Raw genomic sequence first — 22753 nt, 5'->3', positions numbered from 1 at the left:
GCGGTGCGGCCACTCCGGTGGGGCTCCCGGGGTGCGGGACGGGCCGGGATGTGCAGGCTCAGAAACTCCCGCCGCCGCCCCCTCCTCCTCCACCCCCGCAGCTGCTGCCGCCTCCGCCGCCGCCTCCGCCGCAGCTGCTACCTCCCCCGCCGCCCCCGCTGCAGCTGCTGCCGCCGCCTCCTCCGGAGCCTCCGCAGCTGCTGCCCCCACCACCGCCACCGCCGCAGCTTCCACCGCCACCGCCCCCGGTGGAACCTCCTCCTCCGGAGCTCGCGCCGCATCCCGAGCCGGCCCCGCCGCACCCCGTACCGGAACCGGGCTGTGCGCCGGAGCACCACGTCACCACCACCGCGGCGGCCGTGTACGGCGTCGCTGAGAAGTCGCGCCCCGGCCGCAACCGCCCGGCCACCTGCAACTGCCCTCGCAGCACCGGGTCCGGCAGCGCCAACAGGCCCCCCGCCGCGACCAGATGAACCGGCGTGACATACGGATGCGCCAGCTGGAATTCCCGCAGCGCCTGCCCGCCCCCCTTGGTGATCCGCTGCTTGGCGAGCCACCCGCAGATCCGGCCGACGATCACACCCACGACCATGCTGATGATCACCGTGAAGGAGAGCGGTCCGCCGCTGCCGGGGCTCGGGTCGTCGAAGGACGCGCTGACGGACAGAGCGAACGACAGGGGCAGGCCGACGATGCAGAGCCCTGTCTGCAGGGCGCTCCACCGCTGCCACGTACGCGCCTCGGCCCGCGGAGTCAGCAGCCCGCGGGCCGCGAGAGCGTCGCCCACCTGTTGCACGGTCGGGCCGCGCATCACCGCGAGGCGCAGCGTGTGCAGGGCGCCGCTGGGCGCCGCGGCATGCTCCTGGAGCACCGCCTCCTCGACCGGGTGCCGGGCGACCGCCCGCCGTACGGCGACGATGCCGGGGCCGCCGACGGTCAGCCGGCCGTCCGCGTGCATCTCGGCGAGAGCGGCGTCCACGACCCGGCCGGGTCCGCCGGCGAGGAACGCGGCCTCCATCACGTCATGGACGCGGCCGCCCGAGCCCCGGCGGCGCAACCGGGTCACACCGGCGATCAGCAGAACGGACGAGATCGCGACGGCGAGATGGGCCGCCAACGTGTACACGGTCATGGTCCGTCATCTCCTGACGAGCGCGGCGCGGGCCACCCGGACGAGGCGGGTCGCACGGCGCGGCGGACGCGAGCCGGCGCGCTCCTCCCACCAGAGGGTCAGCCGACGCCGGGCGGCGGAGTCCTCGGGCCGCCCCTCGATCAGCAGATGCTCGGCGAAGTCGAGGGCGTCGCGGCGGTATCCGGTGCGCAGGGGCCGGTTTCCCGCGTACGCGAGGAACGCGGGCCGGAAGCCGCCGCCCAGGATCTCCGGAAGCTCGGGGGCGATCTTGGCGATGACATCGGCGCGCTTGGCGGTGAGGGCCCGGCTCTGCACGCGCAGCCGCCGGGAGTCGAATCCCTCGGGGGCCGGCGTACCGGCGACCAGGGCGGAGAGCAGGGCGGCCTCCCTGAGAGCGAGCCGCTCGCGGGCGGCCTCGGTGCCGTTCGTCCCGCCGTCCGCGTTGTCTCTCGTGGACCGGGCGGAGTCCGCGGGGGCGGACGGCGCCCCCGCTGCCGGGCTTCCGACGCGCTTCGTTCCGCTTCCGGCGGCCGTGATCGTCTCGCGTATCAGGGTGAGTTCGCCGGCCAGCTCCGACGCCGGCGGGAAGTCGTCGTCCCGCTCCAGCAGAACGCCCGGCGGGGCGACCCGGGAGCACAGCTCCGCCAGCACGTCGAGCACGGGCCGGGTGACCGGGTGGGCGTGGGTGTCGTGCCAGACGCCGTCCCGCTCGATCCCGCCCGCGACATGGACGTACGCGATGGCCTCGACCGGCAGTTCGTCCAGCGCGGTCGCCGGGTCCTCGCCGCGGTTGACATGGTTGGTGTGCAGATTGGCGACATCGATCAGCAGCCGGACGCCGGTGCGCTCGACCAGCTCGGCGAGGAACTGCCCCTCGCTCATCTCCTCGCCCGGCCAGGAGATCAGCGCCGCGATGTTCTCCACCGCGAGCGGCACGGGCAGCGAGTCCTGGGCGATACGGATGTTCTCGCAGAGCACGCGCAGGGCGTCCCGGGTCCGCGGCACCGGCAGCAGATGGCCGGCCTCCAGGACGGGCGAGGCGGTGAGCGGCCCCCCGGCCCGTACGAACGCGATGTGCTCGGTGACCAGAGGGGAGCCGAGGGCCTCGGCCCGGGCCGCGAGGTCCGCCAGGCGCTGTGCGTCGGGGCGGTCCGCGCCGCCCAGGCCGAGTGAGACCCCGTGCGGGACGACGGTGACGCCGCGCGCGCGAAGGCGTACGAGCGAGTCGGGCAGATGGCCGGGGCAGAGGTTCTCCGCGACGGCCTCGACCCAGTCGACGCCGGTCAGCCCCTCCACCGCGTCGGCTATCTCCGGGCGCCAGCCGATGCCGATCCCCAGCCGTGGTGTGCCGTTCATGGCTCCCCCTCTCGGTGCCGCGACCTGCCGCGGTGCGAGGGTGATGACCCCGCCGGGCGGCGGTGAATCCGCAAAGGGAGACGTTCAGAGGTCGATTTGAGGTTCCCGCTTCCTTGGCCCGGCCCACGAAGTCCTTGGCCCGGCCCACGAAGTCCTTAGCCGGGCCCACGAAGACCGACCGGACAGGGCCTACGGCATCGGCATGTCCGGCGCCATACCGGCCGGCGCCGTCCGCTCGCTCTGCGGGTCCGGCCGGTTGGTGTTGATCGCCGTCGGGGCGCCCGGCTGGGTCGAGGGCCGCGAGGTGAAGGACCGGTCCCCGGTGGGCGCGGCGGGCGACGGCGCGGGCGGCAGGTTCCCGTCCGGGGGCTGCGGTCCCGTCGGGCTGGCGGTCGCGGTGCCCGCCGCCTCGTTCGCGAGGGCGTCGAAGTCCACGAAGCCGGTGGCCTCCAGCATCGTGATGTGGTCGAGGACGGTCTGGTTGGCGTCGGTGGCCAACTGCCGTATCAGCGTGTTCCTGGTGGTGTGCCGTACCTGCGCGATCAACGAGAAGACCTTGCCGTGGGCGTTGCGCAGCAGATTGGCGAACTTCCGCTCGTAGTCCTGGCCGTTCGCCGCCGAGAGCTCTCTGAGCCAGCCCTGCTGCTGCTCGTTCGGCTGGTTCGGCAGCTCGATGCCCAGCTTCGCCGCCACATCGCGGGCGCGCTTGTCGAGGTCGGTATGGCCGACGACGAGATGGTCACCGCACTCCTGGATGGCCTTGCTGGGAGCGCGTTCGATGGCCTGCTGCCCGGCCGGCAGCTCCCAGAGCCCGGCCAGCCGGACCTTGACCAGCAGATCGCGGTCGGTCGCGGAGAGCGGGCCCCACTGGGTCGCGACGGTCGAGGCGTTGAGATTGGCCTGGCCGGTGCCGGACCGGTCGGAGTACGACCAGACCGGGAAGGCCAGCGCTCCTACCGTGGCGACCAGGGCCGCGATGATGAGCGCCGTACCGTTGATGCGTCGCACCACTGTGCTGCCTCCCGAGCCGATATGTGACCTCGCTGAACCGACCGCTGACCGAGCGGCCGGCCAACCCTCTTGGCGGTACGGGGAGATACGTGAACCGGAGCCGGAGTGTTCACCTCCGCAGCGCCGGATGATCAGCGACCACGGTGCAGGAACCCGGCGCGATCTCCGTGAATCCGGCGTCACGGACCACCGGCAGCCCACTGACGGTGAGTTGCTGCCAGCGCCGTGCGTCGGGCGTGCGTACGGCGAGCGGGAAACCGGCCTCGCGCCAGGCCTTGCGGTCCGTCTCCGACAGCTCCCACCAGGCGAGTTGGGCGCCGTGCCCGGCCTGGGCCATGGCCTTGCCCGCCGACATCTCCAGGTCCGGGCTCAGCCACAGGACGGGGTGCGCGGGGTCGTGCGCGGGCGGCTCCGCGGGGTCGTCCAGATCGGTGCCGGAGACCTGGAGCTTGGCCAGCTCCTTGGGCCAGCCGTCGAGCGGGACGGGCGGGAACACCCGTACCTCGGCGGCGGTCGCCGCGTCCGTCGTGACCGTGAGGCCGGGGAGCTCCGACGCGCGTCGCCACTCCGCGCCGCGCGCCCGGCGTACCACCTTGCGGATCCTGGCGTCCTGCCAGTCCCGCATGGCCTCGGCCCACTCGCCCTCGCCCAGGGACCGTTCGTCGGAGAGCATGACGAGCACCGCGCGGGCCGCCGTCTCCAGGGCGTCGGTACGGGCCGGAGGCGCGGCCTTCTCGATCCGGACCACCAGCGGCAGCACGTACTGCGGGGCGGCGTCCCGCTCGGTCCGCTCATGCCGGAAGGGGCTGTCGGCACCGGTGCTGCTGGTGCGCTCGGGGCTGTCGGCGTCGGCGGTGCTGTGGCTGCTCACGGGTCCAGTCTGCCAGCCGCCTCGGACCTCATTCTTGGCGGAATGCGTGCCTCCGGGCGAGTATGCACGGCATGAAGAGCGATCTCTTTGCCACAGAGCACATGGCGCAGGCGGCGACCGCCCCCGGGATGACCCTCCAGAACTCCAAATCGATCAAGTACGCCGTCAACGGCGAGATGCACGCGCGGCAGGGATCCATGATCGCCTTCCGCGGGAATCTCCAGTTCGAGCGCAAGGGCCAGGGCATAGGCGGCATGCTCAAGCGGGCCGTCACAGGTGAGGGACTGCCGTTGATGGCCGTCCGGGGCCAGGGCGAGGCGTGGTTCGCGCACGAGGCCGCCAACTGCTTCATCATCGAGGTCGAGCAGGGCGACGCGCTCACCATCAACGGCCGCAACGTGCTGTGCTTCGACCCGACCCTCACGTACGAGATCAAGACGGTGAAGGGCGCCGGGATGACCGGCGGCGGGCTCTTCAACAGCGTCTTCACCGGCTACGGAAAGCTCGCCGTCATCTGTGAGGGCGGCCCGATCGTGATCCCCGTCACGGCCCAGGCGCCGGTGTACGTCGACACGGACGCCGTCGTCGGATGGAGCGCGCACCTCAACACCTCGCTGCACCGCTCGCAGTCCGTCGGCTCGATGCTTCGCGGCGGCTCGGGCGAAGCGGTCCAGCTGATGCTTCAGGGCGAGGGCTTCGTGATCGTCAGACCGAGTGAGGTCACCCCGCAGAAGGCCACGCAGAACTGACGTCCCCGATGAATCTCCGGGGCGTGGGACGCCGCTACGGACTGCGCGGACCCTGGGTGCTGCGCGGCGTCGATCTCGATCTGCCCGCGGGCGGCCTGGTCCGTGTCGAAGGAACGAACGGCAGCGGGAAATCGACTCTGCTGCGCCTGCTCGCGGGCATCGACGCACCCACCGAGGGGCGTCTCACCGGCCGGCCCCGCACGGCGTACGTCCCCGAGCGCTTCCCCGTCTCGCTGCCCTTCACGGCCACCGGCTATCTGGTCCACCTGGGCGCGGTCCACGGGCTGCGGCGCGCGGCCGCGCGGGCCCGCGCCGCCGAGTGGCTGGAGCGGTTCGGGGCGGCGGGACAGGCGCGTACGCCGATGTCCGAGCTGTCCAAGGGCACCAGCCAGAAGATCGCGGTCGCGCAGGCGCTGCTCGCCGAGCCGGAGCTGCTGGTGCTCGACGAGGCCTGGACCGGGCTCGACGGCGCGGCCCGCGCAGAGCTGGACCGGGCGGTCGCCGAGCGCGTCGCGGCGGGTGGCACGGTGGTGTTCGTCGACCACGATCCGCTGCGGCTGGCGGGCGTCGCGGACGCGGTGTACGCGGTGCGGGACCGCGCTCTGGTGCGCCGTACGCCGGACGTCTCCGCGGCGGGACCGGGGCCGCGGGTACGGATCGTGGCCGTGGGACCGCCGGGGGCCGCGCCGCCGAGCGGACTGCCCGGCTCGCCGGCGTACGAGCCGGAGCGGGACGGCTCCGTACTGCTGACGGCCCCGGCGGTGCACTCCGACGCGCTGCTGCGGGCGCTGCTGACGGCGCGTCCGCCCTGGCACATCCGGGAGCTGCGGGTGGCGGAGGCGGCCGGAGTCTCTCCGGCCGCGTCGCGCACTCCTCCCATCGCGACCGACTCCGCCGGGACCGACTCCGCCACGACCGCGAGGCGCCCCTCTTCATGACCGCTCTGCTCCGCTATCAGATCTCCCTGCTGCTGCGCTCCCAGCGCTGGCTGCCGCCGCTCCTGCTGTACGGGATTGTCCTCGTGGTCGGGGTGCGGGCGGGCGAGCCGATCCTGGACTCGCTCGGATTCGCGGCGGCCGCGCTGCTGCCCGTCACCGCCTGGCTGGTCCGGATCTGCGTCGCCCAGGAGCCGGCCGCCGCCCGCGCCGTCACCGCCGCGGCGACCGGGACGCCCCGGGCCCATCTCGCCTCGCTGCTGGCCGCGACGGTCTTCGCGGGTGTGCTCGGGACGGTCGGCACACTGATCGTCACCATGATCAGCAAGCCGGAGAACGCGGACCACACGGTGGAGGTGGACCGGCTGCCCGCCGGGGCGGCGGGGCTGCTCACCGCCGCGGTCTGTCTGCTGCTCGGCGCGGCGGTCGGCGCGCTGTGCGGCAGACCGGTCCTGCGCGGCCGGGGCTGGTCGATCGCGGCCACCGCGCTGGTCGCCCTGCTGGCCCTGGTGACCAGCGGATCGCCCGCGAAGTACGCCGTCACCGCGCTGGTGACCGGCTCGCGGACAGGGGCGGTCCCCGTGCCGGGACTGCCGCTGGCCGCCGCCCTGCTGGTGGCGGCCGTGGCGGCGGCGGTGGCCTGTGTGCTCGCCGCGTTGCGGGGCTGAGTACGCTCCATGGCATGGGTGAGAGACAAGCCGTGGGTGAGCGACAAGCCGTGGGGCAGCCGGCCGTGGAAGAGACCGCGTACGCGGAGTGTGTGCTGTGCCGCGAGCCGACCGAGTACCCGGAGACGGTCAAGGGCGCGACGCTCTGTCCCGTCTGCGAGTGGCAGGAGGCCCAGCGGACGGCGTGCTCCGGCTGACAGGCTCTGGGCGCCGCCTTCCGCCCGGCCGCCCAGCCTCCCGGCTCAGTGCTTCATCAGCTGGGAGACCTTGACGAAGCGGTAGCCGCGCTTGCGCAGCTCGGGAACGATCTGGGCGACCGCGTCCTCCGTCGCGGGCGCCGCGCTGCGCGTGCAGTGCATCACCACCAGTGAGCCCGGCTTCACGCCCTCCAGCACCTGTTCGGCGACGGCGTCCGCGTCGGTGGCGAAGGCGTCCCCGCTGACGACGTCCCACTGGACGGCGGTCACCTTGGCCGGGGCGAGGGCCCGTAGCGACGTGTCGTCGTAGCAGCCGCCCGGGAACCGGAAGTACGGGACCACGTTCCGTGCCCCCGCGGCGTGGAAGGCGCTGAAGGCCGCCTCCACATCGGCGGCCATCTTCTCCTTGCCGAGCACCGGCAGGCCGTAGCAGTCGGCCGTGAAGGAGTAGTGGCTGTAGGAGTGGTTGGCGATCTCGAAGAGCGGATCGTTCCCGATCGCCTCCGCCTGCGTCGGATACTCCTCGGCCCACCGCCCCGTCATGAAGACCGTCGACGGCACCTCGAGGCGGCGCAGCAGGGCGATCAGTGCGGGGTTGTCGAAGCGCTCCCCGTGCGCCGCCCGCGTCCCCTCGTCGGCCGTCATGTCGGCGTCGAAGGTGAGCGCCACGGTCTTGCCGGCGATCGGGGTGCCGCGCTTGAAGACCGGGGTCAGCCCGCCGGGGCCGGGGGCGAGGGTCGGCGGCCCCTTCACCCCGGTGGGCGAGTGCGCCGCGGCGGAACGGGAGGCGGAGTGGGGCGCGGAGTTCGCGGGCCTGTCCGCGCCGTCACCGCATCCGGCGAGGGCGGCACCCAGGACGACGAGGGTCGCGAGTGTGCGTACACATGTGGTCACTCACAGAAAAATATATGACTATTTGTCCGAAATGTGCGTACGGCACTCGCCCCCGTCGAAGTCGCTTCGCCCGCCACAGCGCAGGCCACTCAGCCTGCCGCGTTCCCCGGGCTTCAGGGCCGCCCTTCGGACAGCAGCCGCTCACGGCTCTTCTCGACGTCGAAGTCGGCCTTCGGGTAGGCCGGATCGAGTTCCTCCAGATGTTCCAGCAGCAGGGTGCTGATCGCCCAGTTGCGATACCACTTACGGTCGGCCGGGACGAGGTACCAGGGCGCCGCCTCCGTCGAGCAGCGGTGCAGGGCGAGCTCGTATGCCTCCTGGTAGGCGGGCCACAGGGCGCGGTCGTCGATGTCGGACGGAGAGAACTTCCAGTGCTTGTCCGGGTTGCCGAGGCGGGCCAGGAGGCGGTCGCGCTGTTCCTCGTAGCTGATGTGGAGGAAGACCTTCACGATCGTCACGCCGTCGTCGGCGAGGGACTGTTCGAAGCGGTTGATCTGGCCGTAGCGGCGGCCGACGTCGCGTCGCGGGACCAGCTCGCGGACCCGGGTGATCAGGACGTCCTCGTAGTGGGAACGGTCGAAGATGCCGATCTCGCCCCGCTGCGGGAGCGCCCGCTTGACGCGCCAGAGGAAGGGGTGGCTCCGCTCCTCCGGGGTCGGGGTCTTGAACGCTCTGATCCGGCAGCCCGACGGGTTGAACAGTCCGATCACATGCTTGACCGTGCCGCCCTTGCCGCTGGTGTCCATGCCCTGCAGGACGAGCAGCAGCCGGCGGTGGTCGCCCGCCGTGCTGGCCGCGTACAGCCGGTCCTGAAGGCCGGCGAGACGTTCCGCCATCGGGGTCATGGCCTCCTGGCCCGCCGCCTTGTCCCGGGGGCCGCCCGGGGTGGCGCGGGGGTCGTACGAGGCGAGTTCGGCGCCCTCGCCCGGGGGGATGCGCAGCAGCTCACGGAGGGCGGGCGGCGACTTCTTCCGCTTCTTGTCCGCGTCCCGCTTCGTGTCCTTCTTGGCCACTGCGCACCCCTTCCGACCGTCAGTACTTCCGAGGGTGCTTCGGATCCGCGCGGCCTGCGACCGCTGACAGGTACGAGGTCCAGCTGACAGGTACTAGGACCAGGGGCCGGTCACCGCGAAGGTCGTCCCCGGCGTGTAGCAGTTCAGGTACATCGTGCCGCCGTCCGGTGCGAAGGTGACCCCCGCGAACTCGCCCCACTCGGGTTCCTCGGCGCTGCCGATGTTCTGCGCGCCGCGCGCCATCGCGTAGACCTCGCCCTGCCGCGTCACCCCGAGCACATGCTGCGCGCCCCCGCCGTCCTCACACACCATCAGGCCGCCGCTCGGCGCGAGACAGATGTTGTCGGGGGACTCGCCGGGCAGCTGGATGTCCGTGTCCGGGCCGAAGACGACCACCAGCGTGAGCCGGCGGCGGCGCGGCTCGTACTTCCACACCTGCCCGAAGTGGTCCGCCGCCGAGCCCTCCGCGCTGTGCGCGAAGCTGGACACGAAGTAGACGGAACCGCCGCCCCAGTAGCACCCCTCCAGCTTCTGCGCATGGGTGATGCCCTTGGGGCCGAAGTCCTGCAGCCGGATCGGGGTCTCCCGCGCCAGCGGGTCGGGTACCGGCACCCATTCCACCCGGTCGAAGCTCTTGCCGGGCTCCTGGACGGCCGACAGGTCCGGCACCCCGGGCACCCGCATGGCCTCCAGGGCGCCGCCCGCGCGCAGCGAACCGGTCCCGCCGCGCGGCTTGTGCGGCAGGAAGCGGTAAAAGAGCCCGAACGGCTTCTCGAACGCGTCCTCCGTCTCGTACACGATGCCGCTGTCCGGATCGACCGCGATGGCCTCGTGCGCGAAGCGGCCCATGGCCGTCAGCGGTATGGCTCCGGTACGGCGCGGATCGGCTCCGTCGACCTCGAAGATGAAGCCGTGGTCCTTGGTGTAGCCGTTGGTGCCGGCCCGGTCCTCCGTCTCCTCGCAGGTGAGCCACGTACCCCAGGGGGTGGGCCCGCCCGCGCAGTTGACCGCGGTGCCGGCGATGGCGACGCGCTCGCCGAGGACGTTGTTGCGCCCGTCCAGTTCGAGCGACGTACAGCCGCCCTTGCCCATCGGGTCGTAGGTGAGGCCGGGGACGGCCGGTACGGCGATCCTGCCGTCGACGCGGTTCTCGTGATTGCGTACGAGATGGACGCGGCCGCGGTGGCCCGCGAAGGCGGCCATGCCGTCGTGGTTGCTGGGGACCTTGCCCTCGCCGGAGCGGAGCTGGTCGCCCTCCCGGGAGAGGACCTTGTAGCGGAACCCCTTGGGGAGATCGAGCAGGCCGTCGGGGTCGGGCACGAGCGGGCCGTAGCCGCTGCGCCCGAGGCCTTGTGCGACGGCCGTGCCGGTGAAGAGCTCGGATACGGCCCCGCTGAAGGCGATACCCGCGGCGCTCGCTCCGGTGCGGGCGAGGATCTGTCGTCGTGTGGCGGTCATGAGGCAACTCCCTGCTGGCGGACAGGAGACGTGACCCGCATGTGTGTACCACGTGCGCTGGGACACGTGAACCATGCGGGCCACCGTCAGCCTCGGGTGTCCCGTGGGGCACCTGTGCCGGATGATCCGTCAGCTCGGATCCGTTGGATCGTCACGAACCGGACGCCCGGCAGGTCAGCCGTACGTCAGGCGAGCGAGGCGCTGAGCGTGATGGTCGTCCCCGTGAGCGCCTGGCTGACCGGGCAGTTCACCTTGGCGTCCTCGGCCGCCTTGACGAAGCCCGCCTCGTCCAGACCCGGGACATCGCCCTGCACGGTGAGGTGGATTCCCGTGATGCCGGTGCCGGGCTGGAAGGTGACGTCGGCCTGCGTGGTCAGCTTGGCCGGCGGGGTGCCGCCCTGGGCGAGACCGTTCGAGAGCGCCATCGAGAAGCAGCTGGAGTGGGCGGCCGCGATCAGCTCCTCCGGGCTCGTCTTGCCGTTCGCCTTCTCCGCACGGGAGGCCCAGGAGACCGCCTGGTCGGCGATGCCGGACGAGTCGAAGGTGACGGTGCCCGTGCCCTGGAGGAGGTTGCCCTCCCAGACCGTGTGCGCCTGGCGCGTGGTGGCCATGGTGGAACCCTTCTGCTTGGTTCTGGGTATCACTGGTGTGATGACAACAGATGTGGTGACGCGAGGTGGTACGGCACCGAACCTACTGGGCGACCAGGCCTTTCGCGTCCCGTGCCAGGGCGGTCAGCCGGGAGATCGCCCGGAAGTATTTCTTCCGGTAGCCGCCGTTCAGCATCTCTTCGCCGAACAGCCGGTCGAAGGGGAGGCCGGAGGCCAGGACGGGGATCTCCCGGTCGTACAGCCGGTCCGCGAGGACGACGAGCCGCAGCGCCGTCGACTGGTCGGGCACGGCCAGGACATCCGTGAGGCAGACGGCCCGCAGCCCGTCCGTGAGTGCTCCGTACCGGCTCGGATGGACCCGGGCGAGATGGTCGAGCAGCCCGGGGAAGTCGTCCAGGCTGGCGCCCTCGGTGGCATACGCGGCCTTGGTCACCTGCGCGTCCGAGTACGGGGGAGGCGCCTCCGGCAGTCCGCGGTGGCGGTAGTCCTCGCCGTCGATCCGCAGCGGCCGGAACCGCGCCGCCAGGCCCTGGATCTCGCGAAGGAAGTCGACGGAGGCGAACCGGCCCTCGCCGAGCTTGCCCGGCAGGGTGTTGGAGGTCGCCGCCAGCGCCACGCCGGAGTCGACCAGCTTGCCGAGCAGAGTCGACACGAGCACGGTGTCGCCCGGATCGTCCAGCTCGAATTCGTCGATGCAGAGCAGCCGGTGGCCGCCGAGGGTCTGCACGGTCTGCTGGAAGCCCAGCGCGCCGACCAGATTCGTCAGCTCGACGAACGTGCCGAACGCCTTCTGCTCGGGCGCGGCGGGAGTGGCGTGCCACAGGGAAGCCAGCAGATGTGTCTTGCCGACGCCATAACCGCCGTCCAGATAGATCCCGCGCGGGCCGGTGGGCGCCTCGGGCTTTCTGGCGAACCAGCGCCGTTTGCCGCCCCCCGAGGCATGTGCCCCGCCCAGTCCCGCCGCGAAGGCGCTCAGCACCGTGACCGCCTCGGTCTGGCTGGGCTGGTTCGGGTCGGGGGCGTACGTGTCGAACCGTACGGAGTCGAAGCGCGGCGGCGGCACCATCTCCGCGACCAGCCGGTCGGCGGGGACGCGCGGCTCACGTGCGCAGAGGGAGAGCGGGGCCGCTTCGGCTATCGAGTGCTGGCCGGACGCGGCGGCGGAGGTGGAGGACGACACAGCATTCCACTCTATGCGCCGTGCCAGACTGCTCGGCATGCGACGCCTGTTCCCTGTGACCGATCAGACAGTCTCCGCCGCGGACCGTGAGTGGACGCTCGACGAGCTGGCGGAGGCGTACGCGTACCCGGACGCGTACCCGGCGGCGGGGGCGGCGGCGGGGGCCACCGGCGAGGCGCGACCCGAGGCGCGACCCGTGGGCGACGGAGTCTGGCTGCGCGCCAATATGGTCTCCACGCTGGACGGGGCGGCCCACCACGAGGGCCGGTCGCAGGCGCTCTCCTCCGACGCGGACATGCGGATCTTCGGCACTCTGCGAGCCATCGCCGACGCGGTGGTGGTGGGCGCGGAGACGGTCCGCCTGGAGGGGTACCGGCCGGCCCGCGCCCGGGACGCCTTCGCCGCGCGGCGCGCCGCGGCCGGCCAGGGCCCCGCGCCCGTGATCGCCGTGGTCAGCGCGAGCCTCAACCTGGACTTCTCGCTGCCGCTGTTCACCGAACCGCTCGTCCCGACGCTCGTACTGACCGGCGCCGCCGCGCCCCCGGAGCGGATCCGGGCCGCGGAGAAGGCGGGCACGGAGGTGCTGATCGCGGGCGACGGGCCCGGGGTGGAGCCCGCCAGGGCCGTACGCGCCCTGGCCGGGCGGGGCCTCACCCGGCTGCTGACCGAGGGCGGCCCACGGCTGCTGGGGCAGTTCGTGGCGGCGGGCGTACTGGACGAGCTGTGTCTGACCGTGTCTCCGACGCTCACGTCCGGGTACGCGCAACGCATCGCGGGCGGGCCGGCTCTCGCCGTACCGGAACGGTTGGCCCTGGCGTCACTGCTGGAAGAGGGCGGGTTCCTTTTCACCCGGTACCGCCGCATCTGACAATCGGCGGAATGTGCCGTTCCGGTCAGCCTCCGCTGGGCAGACTTACTTGCGCGGACCCCGTGCGGGCACGGGGAAGGATGGTTTCAGCAGGGGGCCGGCCGGCCCATAGGACGAAGGGCGTCTGCCGTGTTCACAAGCGTACTGATGATCGAGAAGCCCCTGACGTCCGAGGACGTGGAGTTCGTGACGACCCTGCACGGCGAGGAGGCGGTCTCCTTCATCGTGCTCATGCAGCCCCGCGGTGACCAGGCGGATGTGCTGCTGCGCGCCCTCGACGACGTCGCGCTCGGCGAACTGAAGGATGCCACCCGGGAGGGCGACGAGCCGGAGGGCAAAGAGGCGCGGCGGCCCGCGGCCCTGGCGCTCGAACACTCGCTGCAGGCGCTGCGCGCCCACGGGTCCGAGGCCACGGGCGAGGTCATCGAGGACCATCCGCTGGACCGGCTCACAGCGGTCGTGGACGAATCGGGCGCCGACGAGGTGATCGTGATGACCGAGCCCCACTACGTCGAGGAGTTCTTCCACCGGGACTGGGCGTCCCGGGCCCGGCACAAGGTCGGCGTACCGGTGCTCAAACTCTTCGCGCACAGCGAATAGGCTGGGACGACGCGGATCACTCGCACCACACTCCGGTCGCACCGCACCGCACCGCACCGCACTCCGCTCGCACCGCACTCCGCTCGACCTCGGGAGAGACACGTATGGCACCGGCACCCGCTGTCCCCACCGCCATGGAACGGCCGCACTTCATCGGCATCGGCGGCGCCGGAATGTCGGGTATCGCGAAGATCCTCGCCCAGCGCGGCGCCAAGGTCGCGGGCAGTGACGCGAAAGAGTCGGAGACCGCGCAGGCACTGCGCGCGCTGGGCGTGACCGTGCACCTAGGCCACGCCGCCGCCCACCTCGCGGACGACGCGTCGTGCGTGGTCGTCTCCAGCGCCATCCGGGCCGACAACCCCGAGCTGGTGCGGGCCGCGGAGCTGTCCGTACCCGTGGTGCACCGCTCGGACGCGCTGGCCTCGCTGATGGGGGGCCTGCGGTCGATCGCCGTCGCGGGCACCCACGGCAAGACGACCACGACATCCATGCTGGCCGTCGCCCTCACCGAGCTGGGTCTCGACCCCTCGTACGCGATCGGCGGCGACCTCGCAGGACCCGGCACCAACGCCCGGCACGGCGAGGGCGAGATCTTCGTCGCCGAGGCGGACGAGAGCGACCGCAGCTTCCAGAAGTACGACCCCGAGGTCGCGATCGTCCTCAATGTCGAGCTGGACCACCACGCCAATTACGCCTCGATGGACGAGATCTACGAGTCCTTCGAGACCTTCGTCGGCAAGGTCGTCCCCGGCGGCACGCTGGTGATCGCCGCCGACCAGCCGGGCGCCGTCGAGCTGGCCGCGCGGGTCCGTGACCTGTCCACGCTCAAGGTGGTCACCTACGGGGAGGCCGCGACCGCGGACGTACGTGTCCACAAGGTCACCGCACGCGGTCTGACCAGCGAGGTCACCGTCCTGGTCGACGGCCGCTTCCTGACCTTCACGGTCTCGGTGCCCGGCCGGCACTACGCCCACAACGCGGTCGCCGCGCTGGCCGCCGGGGTCGCGCTGGGCATTCCGGTGCACAATCTGGCCTCGGCCCTCGGCAAGTACACCGGCGTCAAGCGCCGCCTCCAGCTCAAGGGCGAGGCGGCCGGCGTCCAGGTCATCGACTCGTACGCCCACCACCCCACCGAGATGACCGCCGACCTGGAGGCGATGCGCGCCGCGGCGGCCCCCGGCTCCCGGCTGCTGGTCGTCTTCCAGCCGCACCTGTTCTCCCGTACCCAGGAGCTGGCTACGGAGATGGGCCAGGCCCTCACCCTCGCCGACGCCTCGGTGGTCCTCGACATCTACCCGGCCCGTGAGGACCCCGTCCCCGGCGTCACCAGCGCCCTGATCATCGACGCGGCCGAGGCGGCGGGCGCCCAGGTCACGGCCGTCCACGACAAGACCACCGTCCCCGATGTCATCGCGGGAATGGCCAGGCCGGGTGATCTCGTTCTCACTATGGGCGCGGGCGATGTCACGGACCTCGGTCCGCATGTCCTGGCCCGCCTGACCGACTGAGGGAGAGCGCATGTCGTACGACATCGAGAAGCCGGACGAGCAGTGGCGCGCGGAGCTGTCCTCCGCGGAGTACGCGGTGCTCCGCAAGGCCGGCACCGAGCCCGCCTTCACCGGCGAATACACCGACACGAAGACGACCGGCGTCTACTCCTGCCGCGCGTGCGGCGCGGAGCTGTTCCGCTCCGACACGAAGTTCGAGTCGCACTGCGGCTGGCCGTCCTTCTACGACCCGAAGGACACGGACGCCGTCGAACTGATCGAGGACCGCTCCCTCGGCATGGCCCGCGTCGAGGTCCGCTGCTCCCGCTGCGGCTCGCACCTGGGCCACGTCTTCGAGGGCGAGGGCTACCCGACCCCCACGGACCAGCGGTACTGCATCAACAGCATCTCGCTCCAACTGACCCCGGACGAAAGCTGAACAGAGCCCCAGCATCATAGAGTCCCGGTTTGGGCCGACTCCTCAAGGAGTCGGCCCTTTCGTCGTGCCCGTGCTGGATGGGTGCTGGACATCCTGACGTGAGATCAGGTGTCGTAGATCGTGGAGCGGTGTCCGACGTGCACGACCCACACCACCAGCTCTCCGTTGTCGATCGTGTAAACGACGCGGTAGTCACCCACTCGTAGGCGACGTCGGTCGGGCTGGGAGACGAGTGCGGTGGTGCTGAAGCCGAGCGGATCGCTTTCCAGCTCGGTCAACTTCGCCAGGATGCGGAGCGCCATGTCGCGGGGAATCTTTCGCAGCTCCGCCTGGGCCTCTGGTCGGAAGACGGTGCGGTACTCACTCACTGCGCGCCAGCGTCTCCCTCATGATGTCCTCGATGGGAATGCCGGCCGAGGGGTTCGCCATGCGCTCGTCGATGATCTGATTGATCTCGCGTTCTTCCCATTCCTGGTACTTCCGGAGCGTCTCGATGGAGACCACTGCGGCGACTTCCTTGCCTCGGCGTGTGATCACGGTGGGCACATCGTCGCGGTCGGCGCGCTCCACGACCTCGGCGAGGTGCGCGCGCACGTCGCGGATGGACTCTATGGGTAGTGGCTGCGTCATGCGCCCAAGGGTACCGAGTGTCGCATGTGTACACAACTGGACGGGTCGAGCGCGCACGGACAGGCCCGCTGCACCCTGCTGCGGCCCAGGCCCAGGCCGCGGTGGATGGGCGCGTCCCCAACCTTGGGTCGCCTGCCTGGCGCGCACAGTGATGCAGTTGGAATGTCGTCTCACTGTCGGGGCCACGACGTTTCGCCGAGGTTCGAGCCCGTGAGAGATCTCGTAGCGTGGGTGTGGCGGGCGCGGCTGCCATGCTGGGTCCATGGCAGAACTCAACGGACGTCCCGTCAGCCTGGATCAGCTTCAGGCGCTCGCGCTGACCAATTACGGTCACTTCACGAGTCTCCGAGTGGACGAAGGCCGCGTTCGCGGCCTGGCGCTTCATCTCGACAGGCTTGGCCGGGACTGCCGAGTTCTGTTCGGAGTGGACCTCGACGTCGAGCGTGTCCGCGAGCTCATCCGGCGAGTGGCGCCGGCCCGCGGGTCGATCACGATTCGCGTCACTGTGTTCGACCCAGCCATGGACCTGGGGCATCCGGACCGCGCCACTGACCCTAAAATCCTCGTCACGCACAGGCCGGCCGTCAGCTTGCCCCTGCCGCCCCTGCGGGTGCAGTCAGCCTTGTACGTACGAGACGCTCCCGAGGTAAAGAGCGTGGGGCTCTTCGGCCTGCTCCACCATCGGCGTGTGGCCCAGCTCAGTGGATTCGACGACGCGCTCTTCATGGATGGGAACGAGCTCATCTCAGAGGGCGGCACCTGGAATGTCGGCTTCTTCGACGGTGAGCAGGTGGTCTGGCCCGAGGCGGACTGCCTCGTGGGTGTGACGATGCGGCTCCTCCAAGAAGCCCACGAGCACCGTGTCGCCCCCGTCGCACTCGGAGACGTCGCTTCCATGAAGGCGGCGTTCGCCACCAATGCCGCCATCGGGGTGCGTGCCATCGCGCGCATCGATGACATGGAGATGCCCGGGGACCACCCGATCATCGACATTCTCCGCAAGGAGTACATGGACGCAACCGGCGACTCCCTCTGATCCGGGAACCCGGGTATGGGGCTGGTCGCTCGGCTCGGGCGCGGAGGAGGGTGGTCTGCTCGGACGGCTCGAACTTCTTGGCCGGCTCCTCCGGCGGATGGGACGGACGCGTCTTCGGCACGCTTAGCTTTGGCGTGGGTTACGAGCTGACTTGAACCAGGGCATGGGTGCCGTTGGTGCGCCAGCCTGGGCCGGCTGCTTCCAGTGCCCGCACGGTCTCTGGGGCGAGCCCTGTGATGACGTCCGACTTCAGCGTGCGCAGAGTCGTGACCGGTCCGGGGAAGTACGACGTGGCGTCGGCGAACGGAGTGGTGGCCGGCCAGTGCTGGTCGCCGACGAGGCGGCGGTAGTTCAGGTCGCCCTTCATGATCGTCAAGGTGGCGGTGGCGAAGTCGTCGTGGAGATCGGCGGGCATGTCCGCGTAGGGGAGCGGGGCGCAGGAGAACGGGTGGGCGTGCAGGGTGAGGCGGCCGGTGGTGAGGGCTCGGCGCAGGCGCTCGCCGATGTCGGAGGCGTAGCCGGGGGCCGTGGCCAGGCGGTGGAGGCAGGCCAGGGTGTCGGTGGTGGTGGCGTCGGAGACGTAGTACGGATACGGCTTCAGGTGGAGGGCGACGGACGCGGCGCGGTCGGTGTGGAGCAGGTGGTCGGCGAGGACCAGGTCGGGGAGGAGTTCGGGTCCGGCGTTATCGGCCACCAGGCAGACCTTGCCCGGCCGGGTGGCGGACAGGGCCGCCCACAGCGCGGCGGAGTCGTCGGCGACGAGCCCGGTGACACGGTCGCCGAGACCGGTGTCGCCCGCCGAGAGGGCGAAGCCCAGATCCGCGCGGTTGCCCCAGAGGGAGGCGTGGAGAAGCGTGCGGTTCCGTTCCTCGGGCGGGAGCTGGGGAAGCTGGTCGAGGGCGGTCAGCTCGGCGTCCACGGTCGGGCCCGCGAGCTCGGCGTTCTTGAACGGGGCGAAGGGGTCGATGCCCTGCCACGGGCCCGGAGTGAAGTAGCTGAGAGCGGCCAGGAGCTTGCGGTAGAAGTAGCTCTCCGCCCAGAGGAACGGGGCGTCCACCCAGCGCCCGCCGAAGTACCCCTTCCCCCAGTCCTGCCACTGGTCCGCGCCGGGCTCACTGTCGGGCAGGGGGAGGATCACGCCGCCCTCGGCGGTTTCCTCCAGGAGGGCGTCCAGGGCGCGCTGCTGCACGGACGGGTAAGGCGTGGCCCGGCGGACGCGCTCGATCAGGGCCGGGTGGCGGTCGTGGAGGACGCCCCAGGCAAAGGAACCTGCGACGTTGCTGATGACGACGGGGGCGGGCTGCGTCATGGTGTGCGGACTTCCTTCACGGTGGTTCGGCGGGGCCGGACGGAGAGGGCGACGGCGCCGGCTCGCTGCCGACGACCGCGCTCCCGGTGGCCCGGCTTGGCCCGCTGAACCACCGTGGTGGGTCAGCGGGCCTGTCTTGTGGTCATGATCGGCGGCCGAAGCGCAGGCTGAGGCGGCCGAAGGCGCCCGGGCGGTTCCAGGTGCGGAATTCCTCGGCCTTGCGGCCCGTGCGCTCCAGGCATTGCTCGACCGCGGCGATGTCCTCGGCGGGCAGCGCACGTACGACGGGACGCAGCACCTTGTCGAGCAGGGCCGTACGGCTCTCGTCCCAGGCGCGGTTCGCCCCCGGGAGGGAGGTCCAGGCGGTGAAACAGTCGGCCGCATAGGCGGGGACGGTGCGCAGCCGGTCGCGTACGCGGTCCTCGCGGGCGGCCCTGCCGTACGCCGCGGTGAGATCCGGGTCGCCGCAGTGGACCAGGGCGTACAGCTCCCCTTCCGGTCGCTGCTCGGAGAGCAGCTCGCGGGACAGGGCGCCGAACACCTGCTCCAGCACGCCGGGTTCCACCGGTTCCGCGTCGGCCCGCAGCGACAGCGCCCGGTCCGTCCAGCCGGATCCCGCCCGCCCCGCCGTGAGGTCACCGGCGAATTCGAGGAGCAACAGGGCTTTCCGTACGCGCGGTTCCAGCTCCTCGGGAAAGCAGCGCAGCAGATCGTGGGCGAGATCCGGGGCCTCGGGGCTGTCGCCGGGCCCGTCGAGCGCGGCCCGCACCAGGACGTGCCAGGTGCCCGCCCCGCGGTGGGCGTCGGACCCGCTTTCCGCGAGCATCAGCCGGGCCTCGCCCGCGGTCGGTGTGCTGTCGCCCCACACCAGCCGGACGGCGGTGCGCAGCACGAGCGGATCGGCGAACGGCGAGACGGCCGCCGCGCGCAGTACGGAGTGCAGTGCGCCGACGCGGTCACCGCCTTCCGGCGTCGGTACGGGAGCCTCGGCGCACATCTTCAGATGCGGCAGCGCCTGAACTCCCCGGAAGGGAAGGGAAGTCCGGCCGAGCAGCCGGGCGCCGGCCGGAGGGTCGCCCGCGGCGAGGCCGTCGAGCCTGCTGAGCACGGCGGTGCGCAGATCGAAGTACTCCTCCAGCGCCGTGTGTACGGCGGGGGTATAGGCCGCCTCCGGCTCCGCGATCAGCGCGTGGGACAGCCGGCGGGCGAGGCCGGGCAGCTGATCCGTACAGTCCACGCCGAGCAGCTCGGCGACGCGCAGCAGTTCCACCGGGCGTGAGGTGGCTGGGCCACCGTCCGTCAGGTCCGCCGCGATGCCCGCGCGCAGATCGGGGGCCAGCTCGTCGGCGAGGCGCCGCTTGAGCTCCTCGGGGAGCGTTGAAAGCCGCAGATCGGGCAGTCCGAGCCCGGCCCGCGGCGTGCGGACGGCCTCGGTCAGCACCAGAGCCCCGAGCGGCGCGGTCGTGGCGGCCGGAGCCCTGCCGTCGAGCGCCTCGAACAGCCGGGTGAGGGCTGCCGTTTCGGCAGGCGTACGGTCCTCGGCGGGCGCGCACAGAGCGTCGACCAGCTGCTGCAGCTGCCGGCCGTCCAGCGCGTGCGCGTGCGCGCGCGCCCAGTCGGCCGCTTCCGTACGGCCGTTCGTACCCGGCGATATCCCCGTGCACAGCGCGGCGACAGCGAGGGGGCCGGGGGCGAACGGGCCGCCCGGCAGCGTGGCCGCCTCGGCGAACACCTCGGGAGCCCTGCCCAGCCATACCCGCGCGGCGATCTCGGCCCAGGCGTCCGCGACGGGTTCCGCCGGCTCACGGCCGGTACGGTCGAGGACGCGGTAGCGGCGCTCATCCCCGGCCAGCCCCTGCGCGTCGTCCGGCAGGACCCCGATGATCTGCTGCCGGGCCAGCTGCGGACGTCTCGTGTACGTGGTGAAGGTCAGCCGGTGGACGCTCTCGCGCGGCAGGACGTTACTGGCCAGCGCGATCCACCGCGCCACATCCGCGCTGTCACGCTCGACAAGAACGATCCGAGGGGCCGATTCGTCCTCACTCAGCGCGCGCAGACCGGCGAAGAACCCCGCGAGCCACGGTGCGCGCGAGGCGGCGAACTCGACCAGCCCGCGCCTCTCGAAGCTCCGCGACACCGGGAGCTCCTCCATCGGCGCGGGCACCCCGCCGGCCGGGGTGGCGATGGCCCACTGCGGAGCGTTCCAGGCGCCGATGGGAGACGCTCCCGCGGACTCCCGCGCCCCTGCGGGCAGATGGGCGGGAAGATGGACCGCATGGGCGTGGAAATTGCCCCAGCCCCCGCTGTGGTCCGCTCCCGTGTACACCGTCCTGGCCAGGAGCCGGCTGCCGTCCGAGAGCACGCTGTGGCTGAACGCCTGCGGAAACGCGGTGAGTTCGGCGTCCGTGGGACGCGAAGGCGCGTCGCGCGGTGGCTCGTACCCGATGAGCTGCTCGGCCTCCCTGAGCAGCGACTCGGGGACGCCGGGCGTGACCGCCGTGAACCGGAAGCCCGACCCGTCGGGTCCGGGCGGCGCGGAGGTGTAGTGCAGCTGTGCCAGGCTCATGCGCCGGCCCCCGTCGTCCCGGCAGCCGTCATCAGGCATCTGTGGGGCCGCCGCGCCGCCGGGGCGCGGCCGAGGCAGTAGGGGCGGATGACGGTCGTCATGTCAGCGAACCACCAGATTTGCGGGGAAGGGCTCTTCGAGGCGCACGGAGGCCGCCCGGCCGCCGAGGAGGAAGCCGCGCGGAGCGTACCGGGACCGGCGGGCGGCCGACCGGATCTCGCGCCCGACCGTACCGGCGCGACGCGGCTCTCCACCACTCGGCCGGACCACGATCGTGCCCCGGTGCCGCGGCCCGGGAAGACGCCCGGACTCCGGCCCCGCCCCGCGCCACCGTCACCACCGGTCAGCCGTGCGCGTCCATCCCAGCAGATCGTCCGCCGCACCGGCTGTGCTTTCCGGAATTCCGGGGCGCCCGCTCTACACGAGCCGACGCCCTACGCGGGCTGGAGCAGGTCCCAGCGATTTCCGTAGAGGTCCTCGAAGACCGCGACCGAGCCGTACGGCTCATGGCGGGGCTCCTCCAGGAAACGGACCCCGGCGGCCACCATCCGGGTGTGGTCGCGGGCGAAGTCCTCGGTGTGGAGGAAGAAGCCGACCCGGCCGCCCGTCTGCGCGCCGACGCTCGCGCGCTGCGCGTCGTCCTTGGCGCGCGCCAGCAGCAGGCCGGTGGATCCGTCGCCGGAGCCGCCGGAGCCGTCGGCACCACGGGGGCGGACCACGACCCAGCGGGAGCCGTCGCCCCGGTCGGTGTCCTCGATCAGCTGGAAACCGAGGGCGTCCGTGTAGAAGGCGATGGCCTTGTCGTAGTCGTCGACGACAAGGGTGACCAGGGCGATAAGCGACATGTCTTTACGTTATACGTATGACTGCGCACGGGCAAGGGTGGAACAATGCCCCCATGGACGCGCAGCAGATCGCTCACCTCACCGGCCGGGCCCGCCGGCTGGCCGTCTCGGGCCGCCGCCGCATCCTCGGCATCGCCGGAGCGCCCGGCGCGGGCAAGACCACCCTCGCCGCCCGGCTCGTCGAAAACCTCGGCGGGCTCGCCGTCCTCGTCCCCATGGACGGCTTCCATCTCGCCCAGGCCGAGCTGAACCGGCTCGGACGCGCGGACCGCAAGGGCGCCCCCGACACCTTCGACGCCGCCGGCTACGCCGCGCTGCTCGCCCGGCTGCGCGCCCCCGCCCCCGGCACCGTCGTCTACGCGCCCGCGTTCGACCGCTCCCTGGAGGAGCCGGTGGCGGGCAGCATCCCCGTCGGGTCGGACATCCCTCTCGTCATCACGGAGGGCAACTATCTGCTGTACGACGACGGCCCCTGGGCGCCGGTCCGTACGCATCTCGACGAGACCTGGTTTCTGGAGCTCGACCCCGAGGTGCGCGTGTCCCGGCTCATCGACCGGCATGTCCGCTTCGGCAAGGACCGGCCCCGCGCCGAGCGCTGGGCCAGGGAGTCGGACGAGGTCAATGCCCGGCTGGTGGCGGAGTGCCGGGACCGCGCCGACGTCGTGGTCGGGATCCAGGCCCTGTCTGGCACGACCTAAGATCTGTGCGGCCGGAAGGTCCTGGTATCGGGGTTTCGGCGGTCGGCAGGGCGACGATCATCACTGGGACGGCAATCGAGACGAATAGCACGCACCCGGACACCGGCGTGGACACGGACAGGCACCGACAGGCACGGACACGGCACGGACACGGCACGGACACGGCACGGACACGGCACGGACACGGCACGGACACGAGT

24 protein-coding genes are annotated in these 22753 nt (G+C 71.8%); 10 read left to right on the top strand and 14 right to left on the bottom strand.

The genetic code is table 11. From position 1 onward, the window contains the following. Window positions 1-58: 58 nt before the first annotated feature. The 4 genes from ACFVWW_RS07105 to ACFVWW_RS07090 all read right to left on the bottom strand — a co-directional run bounded on the left by ACFVWW_RS07105 (window position 59) and on the right by ACFVWW_RS07090 (window position 4370). Window positions 59-1132 (bottom strand): TIGR04222 domain-containing membrane protein, encoded by a 1074-nt coding sequence (locus tag ACFVWW_RS07105; RefSeq protein ID WP_384189007.1) that lies wholly within the window; start codon window positions 1130-1132, stop codon window positions 59-61. A gap of 6 nt (window positions 1133-1138) precedes the next feature. Continuing rightward, a complete protein-coding gene (locus tag ACFVWW_RS07100) occupies window positions 1139-2488 on the bottom strand; it encodes a DUF692 domain-containing protein (RefSeq protein ID WP_386876378.1) in 1350 nt (449 codons plus the stop codon). Between the two features lie 189 nt (window positions 2489-2677). Then, window positions 2678-3496 (bottom strand): DUF4142 domain-containing protein, encoded by an 819-nt coding sequence (locus ACFVWW_RS07095; RefSeq protein WP_386876376.1) that lies wholly within the window; start codon window positions 3494-3496, stop codon window positions 2678-2680. A 112-nt stretch (window positions 3497-3608) separates the two neighbouring features. After that, complete coding sequence (locus tag ACFVWW_RS07090; protein ID WP_386876374.1) at window positions 3609-4370, bottom strand: peptidyl-tRNA hydrolase; 762 nt, start codon at window positions 4368-4370, stop codon at window positions 3609-3611. 71 nt (window positions 4371-4441) lie between these two features. On the opposite strand from ACFVWW_RS07090, the gene ACFVWW_RS07085 reads away from it, so the two are divergent. Genes ACFVWW_RS07085 through ACFVWW_RS07070 form a run of 4 tightly spaced genes read left to right on the top strand, consistent with a single transcriptional unit; the run spans window position 4442 to window position 6919 of the window. Next, on the top strand, window positions 4442-5119 hold the full coding sequence (locus ACFVWW_RS07085) for an AIM24 family protein (protein WP_384329366.1): 678 nt from the start codon (window positions 4442-4444) through the stop codon (window positions 5117-5119). 8 nt (window positions 5120-5127) lie between these two features. Further along, window positions 5128-6057 carry an ATP-binding cassette domain-containing protein gene (locus ACFVWW_RS07080; protein ID WP_386876371.1) on the top strand — a complete coding sequence of 310 codons (930 nt, stop codon included), beginning with the start codon at window positions 5128-5130 and terminating at the stop codon, window positions 6055-6057. After that, a complete protein-coding gene (locus tag ACFVWW_RS07075) occupies window positions 6054-6722 on the top strand; it encodes an ABC transporter (RefSeq protein WP_386876369.1) in 669 nt (222 codons plus the stop codon). Before ACFVWW_RS07080 ends, ACFVWW_RS07075 begins: the two co-directional genes overlap by 4 nt. A gap of 14 nt (window positions 6723-6736) precedes the next feature. After that, a complete protein-coding gene (locus ACFVWW_RS07070) occupies window positions 6737-6919 on the top strand; it encodes a hypothetical protein (RefSeq protein WP_384329357.1) in 183 nt (60 codons plus the stop codon). 45 nt (window positions 6920-6964) lie between these two features. On the opposite strand, the gene ACFVWW_RS07065 is transcribed toward ACFVWW_RS07070, so the two are convergent. The 5 genes from ACFVWW_RS07065 to zapE all read right to left on the bottom strand — a co-directional run bounded on the left by ACFVWW_RS07065 (window position 6965) and on the right by zapE (window position 12114). Beyond that, on the bottom strand, window positions 6965-7813 hold the full coding sequence (locus ACFVWW_RS07065) for a polysaccharide deacetylase family protein (RefSeq protein WP_386876367.1): 849 nt from the start codon (window positions 7811-7813) through the stop codon (window positions 6965-6967). A 113-nt stretch (window positions 7814-7926) separates the two neighbouring features. Beyond that, window positions 7927-8826 (bottom strand): PPK2 family polyphosphate kinase, encoded by a 900-nt coding sequence (locus ACFVWW_RS07060; RefSeq protein ID WP_386876365.1) that lies wholly within the window; start codon window positions 8824-8826, stop codon window positions 7927-7929. 93 nt (window positions 8827-8919) lie between these two features. Beyond that, window positions 8920-10284, bottom strand: coding sequence for an alkaline phosphatase PhoX (locus ACFVWW_RS07055; RefSeq protein WP_386876363.1), 1365 nt, complete (start codon window positions 10282-10284; stop codon window positions 8920-8922). Between the two features lie 185 nt (window positions 10285-10469). After that, window positions 10470-10895 (bottom strand): OsmC family protein, encoded by a 426-nt coding sequence (locus ACFVWW_RS07050; RefSeq protein WP_384188991.1) that lies wholly within the window; start codon window positions 10893-10895, stop codon window positions 10470-10472. An 82-nt stretch (window positions 10896-10977) separates the two neighbouring features. Then, entirely contained in the window at window positions 10978-12114 is a 1137-nt protein-coding gene (zapE, locus tag ACFVWW_RS07045) for a cell division protein ZapE (protein WP_384329348.1), read from the bottom strand. On the opposite strand from zapE, the gene ACFVWW_RS07040 reads away from it, so the two are divergent. The 4 genes from ACFVWW_RS07040 to msrB all read left to right on the top strand — a co-directional run bounded on the left by ACFVWW_RS07040 (window position 12113) and on the right by msrB (window position 15469). Then, window positions 12113-12943 (top strand): pyrimidine reductase family protein, encoded by an 831-nt coding sequence (locus ACFVWW_RS07040; protein WP_384188989.1) that lies wholly within the window; start codon window positions 12113-12115, stop codon window positions 12941-12943. The two genes, zapE and ACFVWW_RS07040, sit on opposite strands and share 2 nt — an antisense overlap. 129 nt (window positions 12944-13072) lie before the next feature. After that, entirely contained in the window at window positions 13073-13543 is a 471-nt protein-coding gene (locus ACFVWW_RS07035) for an indole-3-glycerol phosphate synthase (protein ID WP_384188987.1), read from the top strand. A 104-nt stretch (window positions 13544-13647) separates the two neighbouring features. Further along, window positions 13648-15051, top strand: a complete 1404-nt coding sequence (gene murC, locus ACFVWW_RS07030; RefSeq protein ID WP_384329342.1) for a UDP-N-acetylmuramate--L-alanine ligase — start codon at window positions 13648-13650, stop codon at window positions 15049-15051. 10 nt (window positions 15052-15061) lie between these two features. Further along, window positions 15062-15469, top strand: a complete 408-nt coding sequence (msrB, locus tag ACFVWW_RS07025) for a peptide-methionine (R)-S-oxide reductase MsrB (protein WP_384188983.1) — start codon at window positions 15062-15064, stop codon at window positions 15467-15469. Between the two features lie 104 nt (window positions 15470-15573). On the opposite strand, the gene ACFVWW_RS07020 is transcribed toward msrB, so the two are convergent. Together ACFVWW_RS07020 and ACFVWW_RS07015 are read right to left on the bottom strand one after the other, a co-directional pair. Beyond that, on the bottom strand, window positions 15574-15837 hold the full coding sequence (locus ACFVWW_RS07020; protein ID WP_384188982.1) for a type II toxin-antitoxin system RelE/ParE family toxin: 264 nt from the start codon (window positions 15835-15837) through the stop codon (window positions 15574-15576). Beyond that, a complete protein-coding gene (locus ACFVWW_RS07015) occupies window positions 15830-16099 on the bottom strand; it encodes a type II toxin-antitoxin system Phd/YefM family antitoxin (RefSeq protein ID WP_384188980.1) in 270 nt (89 codons plus the stop codon). The genes ACFVWW_RS07020 and ACFVWW_RS07015 overlap by 8 nt, the downstream gene beginning before the upstream one ends. A 262-nt stretch (window positions 16100-16361) precedes the next feature. Between ACFVWW_RS07015 and ACFVWW_RS07010 the strand changes: the two genes are divergently transcribed. Next, window positions 16362-17135 carry an aminotransferase class IV family protein gene (locus ACFVWW_RS07010; protein WP_386876358.1) on the top strand — a complete coding sequence of 258 codons (774 nt, stop codon included), beginning with the start codon at window positions 16362-16364 and terminating at the stop codon, window positions 17133-17135. A gap of 139 nt (window positions 17136-17274) precedes the next feature. Here ACFVWW_RS07010 and ACFVWW_RS07005 read toward each other — a convergent pair whose 3' ends face one another. The 3 genes from ACFVWW_RS07005 to ACFVWW_RS06995 form a co-directional block, all read right to left on the bottom strand. After that, window positions 17275-18444: a damage-control phosphatase ARMT1 family protein gene (locus ACFVWW_RS07005; protein WP_386876356.1), complete on the bottom strand. Its 1170-nt coding sequence runs from the start codon at window positions 18442-18444 to the stop codon at window positions 17275-17277. Between the two features lie 142 nt (window positions 18445-18586). Then, a complete protein-coding gene (locus ACFVWW_RS07000; RefSeq protein ID WP_386876354.1) occupies window positions 18587-21010 on the bottom strand; it encodes a GTPase-associated protein 1-related protein in 2424 nt (807 codons plus the stop codon). 434 nt (window positions 21011-21444) lie between these two features. After that, the gene (locus tag ACFVWW_RS06995; RefSeq protein ID WP_386876352.1) at window positions 21445-21855 is read right to left on the bottom strand and encodes a VOC family protein; all 411 of its coding nucleotides are present in this window, start codon (window positions 21853-21855) and stop codon (window positions 21445-21447) included. A gap of 53 nt (window positions 21856-21908) precedes the next feature. Between ACFVWW_RS06995 and ACFVWW_RS06990 the strand changes: the two genes are divergently transcribed. After that, entirely contained in the window at window positions 21909-22553 is a 645-nt protein-coding gene (locus tag ACFVWW_RS06990; protein ID WP_386876350.1) for a nucleoside/nucleotide kinase family protein, read from the top strand. Window positions 22554-22753 lie beyond the last annotated feature (200 nt).

The sequence above is a fragment of the Streptomyces sp. NPDC058198 genome, assembly GCF_042882605.1.
Taxonomy (GTDB): Bacteria; Actinomycetota; Actinomycetes; order Streptomycetales; family Streptomycetaceae; genus Streptomyces.
Note: the sequence above shows the minus strand (reverse complement) of the source record. Positions and strands in the feature narration are given on the sequence as shown.

What these genes read in the sequence shown, in the direction of transcription:
- ACFVWW_RS07055 (WP_386876363.1), bottom strand. Translation starts at nt 10,284, where the DNA reads ATGACCGCCACACGACGACAGATCCTCGCCCGCACCGGAGCGAGCGCC.
- ACFVWW_RS07015 (WP_384188980.1), bottom strand. Translation starts at nt 16,099, where the DNA reads ATGACGCAGCCACTACCCATAGAGTCCATCCGCGACGTGCGCGCGCAC.
- ACFVWW_RS07080 (WP_386876371.1), top strand. Translation starts at nt 5,128, where the DNA reads ATGAATCTCCGGGGCGTGGGACGCCGCTACGGACTGCGCGGACCCTGG.
- ACFVWW_RS07105 (WP_384189007.1), bottom strand. Translation starts at nt 1,132, where the DNA reads ATGACCGTGTACACGTTGGCGGCCCATCTCGCCGTCGCGATCTCGTCC.
- ACFVWW_RS07000 (WP_386876354.1), bottom strand. Translation starts at nt 21,010, where the DNA reads ATGAGCCTGGCACAGCTGCACTACACCTCCGCGCCGCCCGGACCCGAC.
- ACFVWW_RS06995 (WP_386876352.1), bottom strand. Translation starts at nt 21,855, where the DNA reads ATGTCGCTTATCGCCCTGGTCACCCTTGTCGTCGACGACTACGACAAG.
- ACFVWW_RS07040 (WP_384188989.1), top strand. Translation starts at nt 12,113, where the DNA reads ATGCGACGCCTGTTCCCTGTGACCGATCAGACAGTCTCCGCCGCGGAC.
- ACFVWW_RS07005 (WP_386876356.1), bottom strand. Translation starts at nt 18,444, where the DNA reads ATGACGCAGCCCGCCCCCGTCGTCATCAGCAACGTCGCAGGTTCCTTT.
- zapE (WP_384329348.1), bottom strand. Translation starts at nt 12,114, where the DNA reads ATGCCGAGCAGTCTGGCACGGCGCATAGAGTGGAATGCTGTGTCGTCC.
- ACFVWW_RS07050 (WP_384188991.1), bottom strand. Translation starts at nt 10,895, where the DNA reads ATGGCCACCACGCGCCAGGCGCACACGGTCTGGGAGGGCAACCTCCTC.
- ACFVWW_RS07070 (WP_384329357.1), top strand. Translation starts at nt 6,737, where the DNA reads ATGGGTGAGAGACAAGCCGTGGGTGAGCGACAAGCCGTGGGGCAGCCG.
- ACFVWW_RS07100 (WP_386876378.1), bottom strand. Translation starts at nt 2,488, where the DNA reads ATGAACGGCACACCACGGCTGGGGATCGGCATCGGCTGGCGCCCGGAG.
- ACFVWW_RS07085 (WP_384329366.1), top strand. Translation starts at nt 4,442, where the DNA reads ATGAAGAGCGATCTCTTTGCCACAGAGCACATGGCGCAGGCGGCGACC.
- ACFVWW_RS06990 (WP_386876350.1), top strand. Translation starts at nt 21,909, where the DNA reads ATGGACGCGCAGCAGATCGCTCACCTCACCGGCCGGGCCCGCCGGCTG.
- ACFVWW_RS07075 (WP_386876369.1), top strand. Translation starts at nt 6,054, where the DNA reads ATGACCGCTCTGCTCCGCTATCAGATCTCCCTGCTGCTGCGCTCCCAG.
- murC (WP_384329342.1), top strand. Translation starts at nt 13,648, where the DNA reads ATGGCACCGGCACCCGCTGTCCCCACCGCCATGGAACGGCCGCACTTC.
- msrB (WP_384188983.1), top strand. Translation starts at nt 15,062, where the DNA reads ATGTCGTACGACATCGAGAAGCCGGACGAGCAGTGGCGCGCGGAGCTG.
- ACFVWW_RS07010 (WP_386876358.1), top strand. Translation starts at nt 16,362, where the DNA reads ATGGCAGAACTCAACGGACGTCCCGTCAGCCTGGATCAGCTTCAGGCG.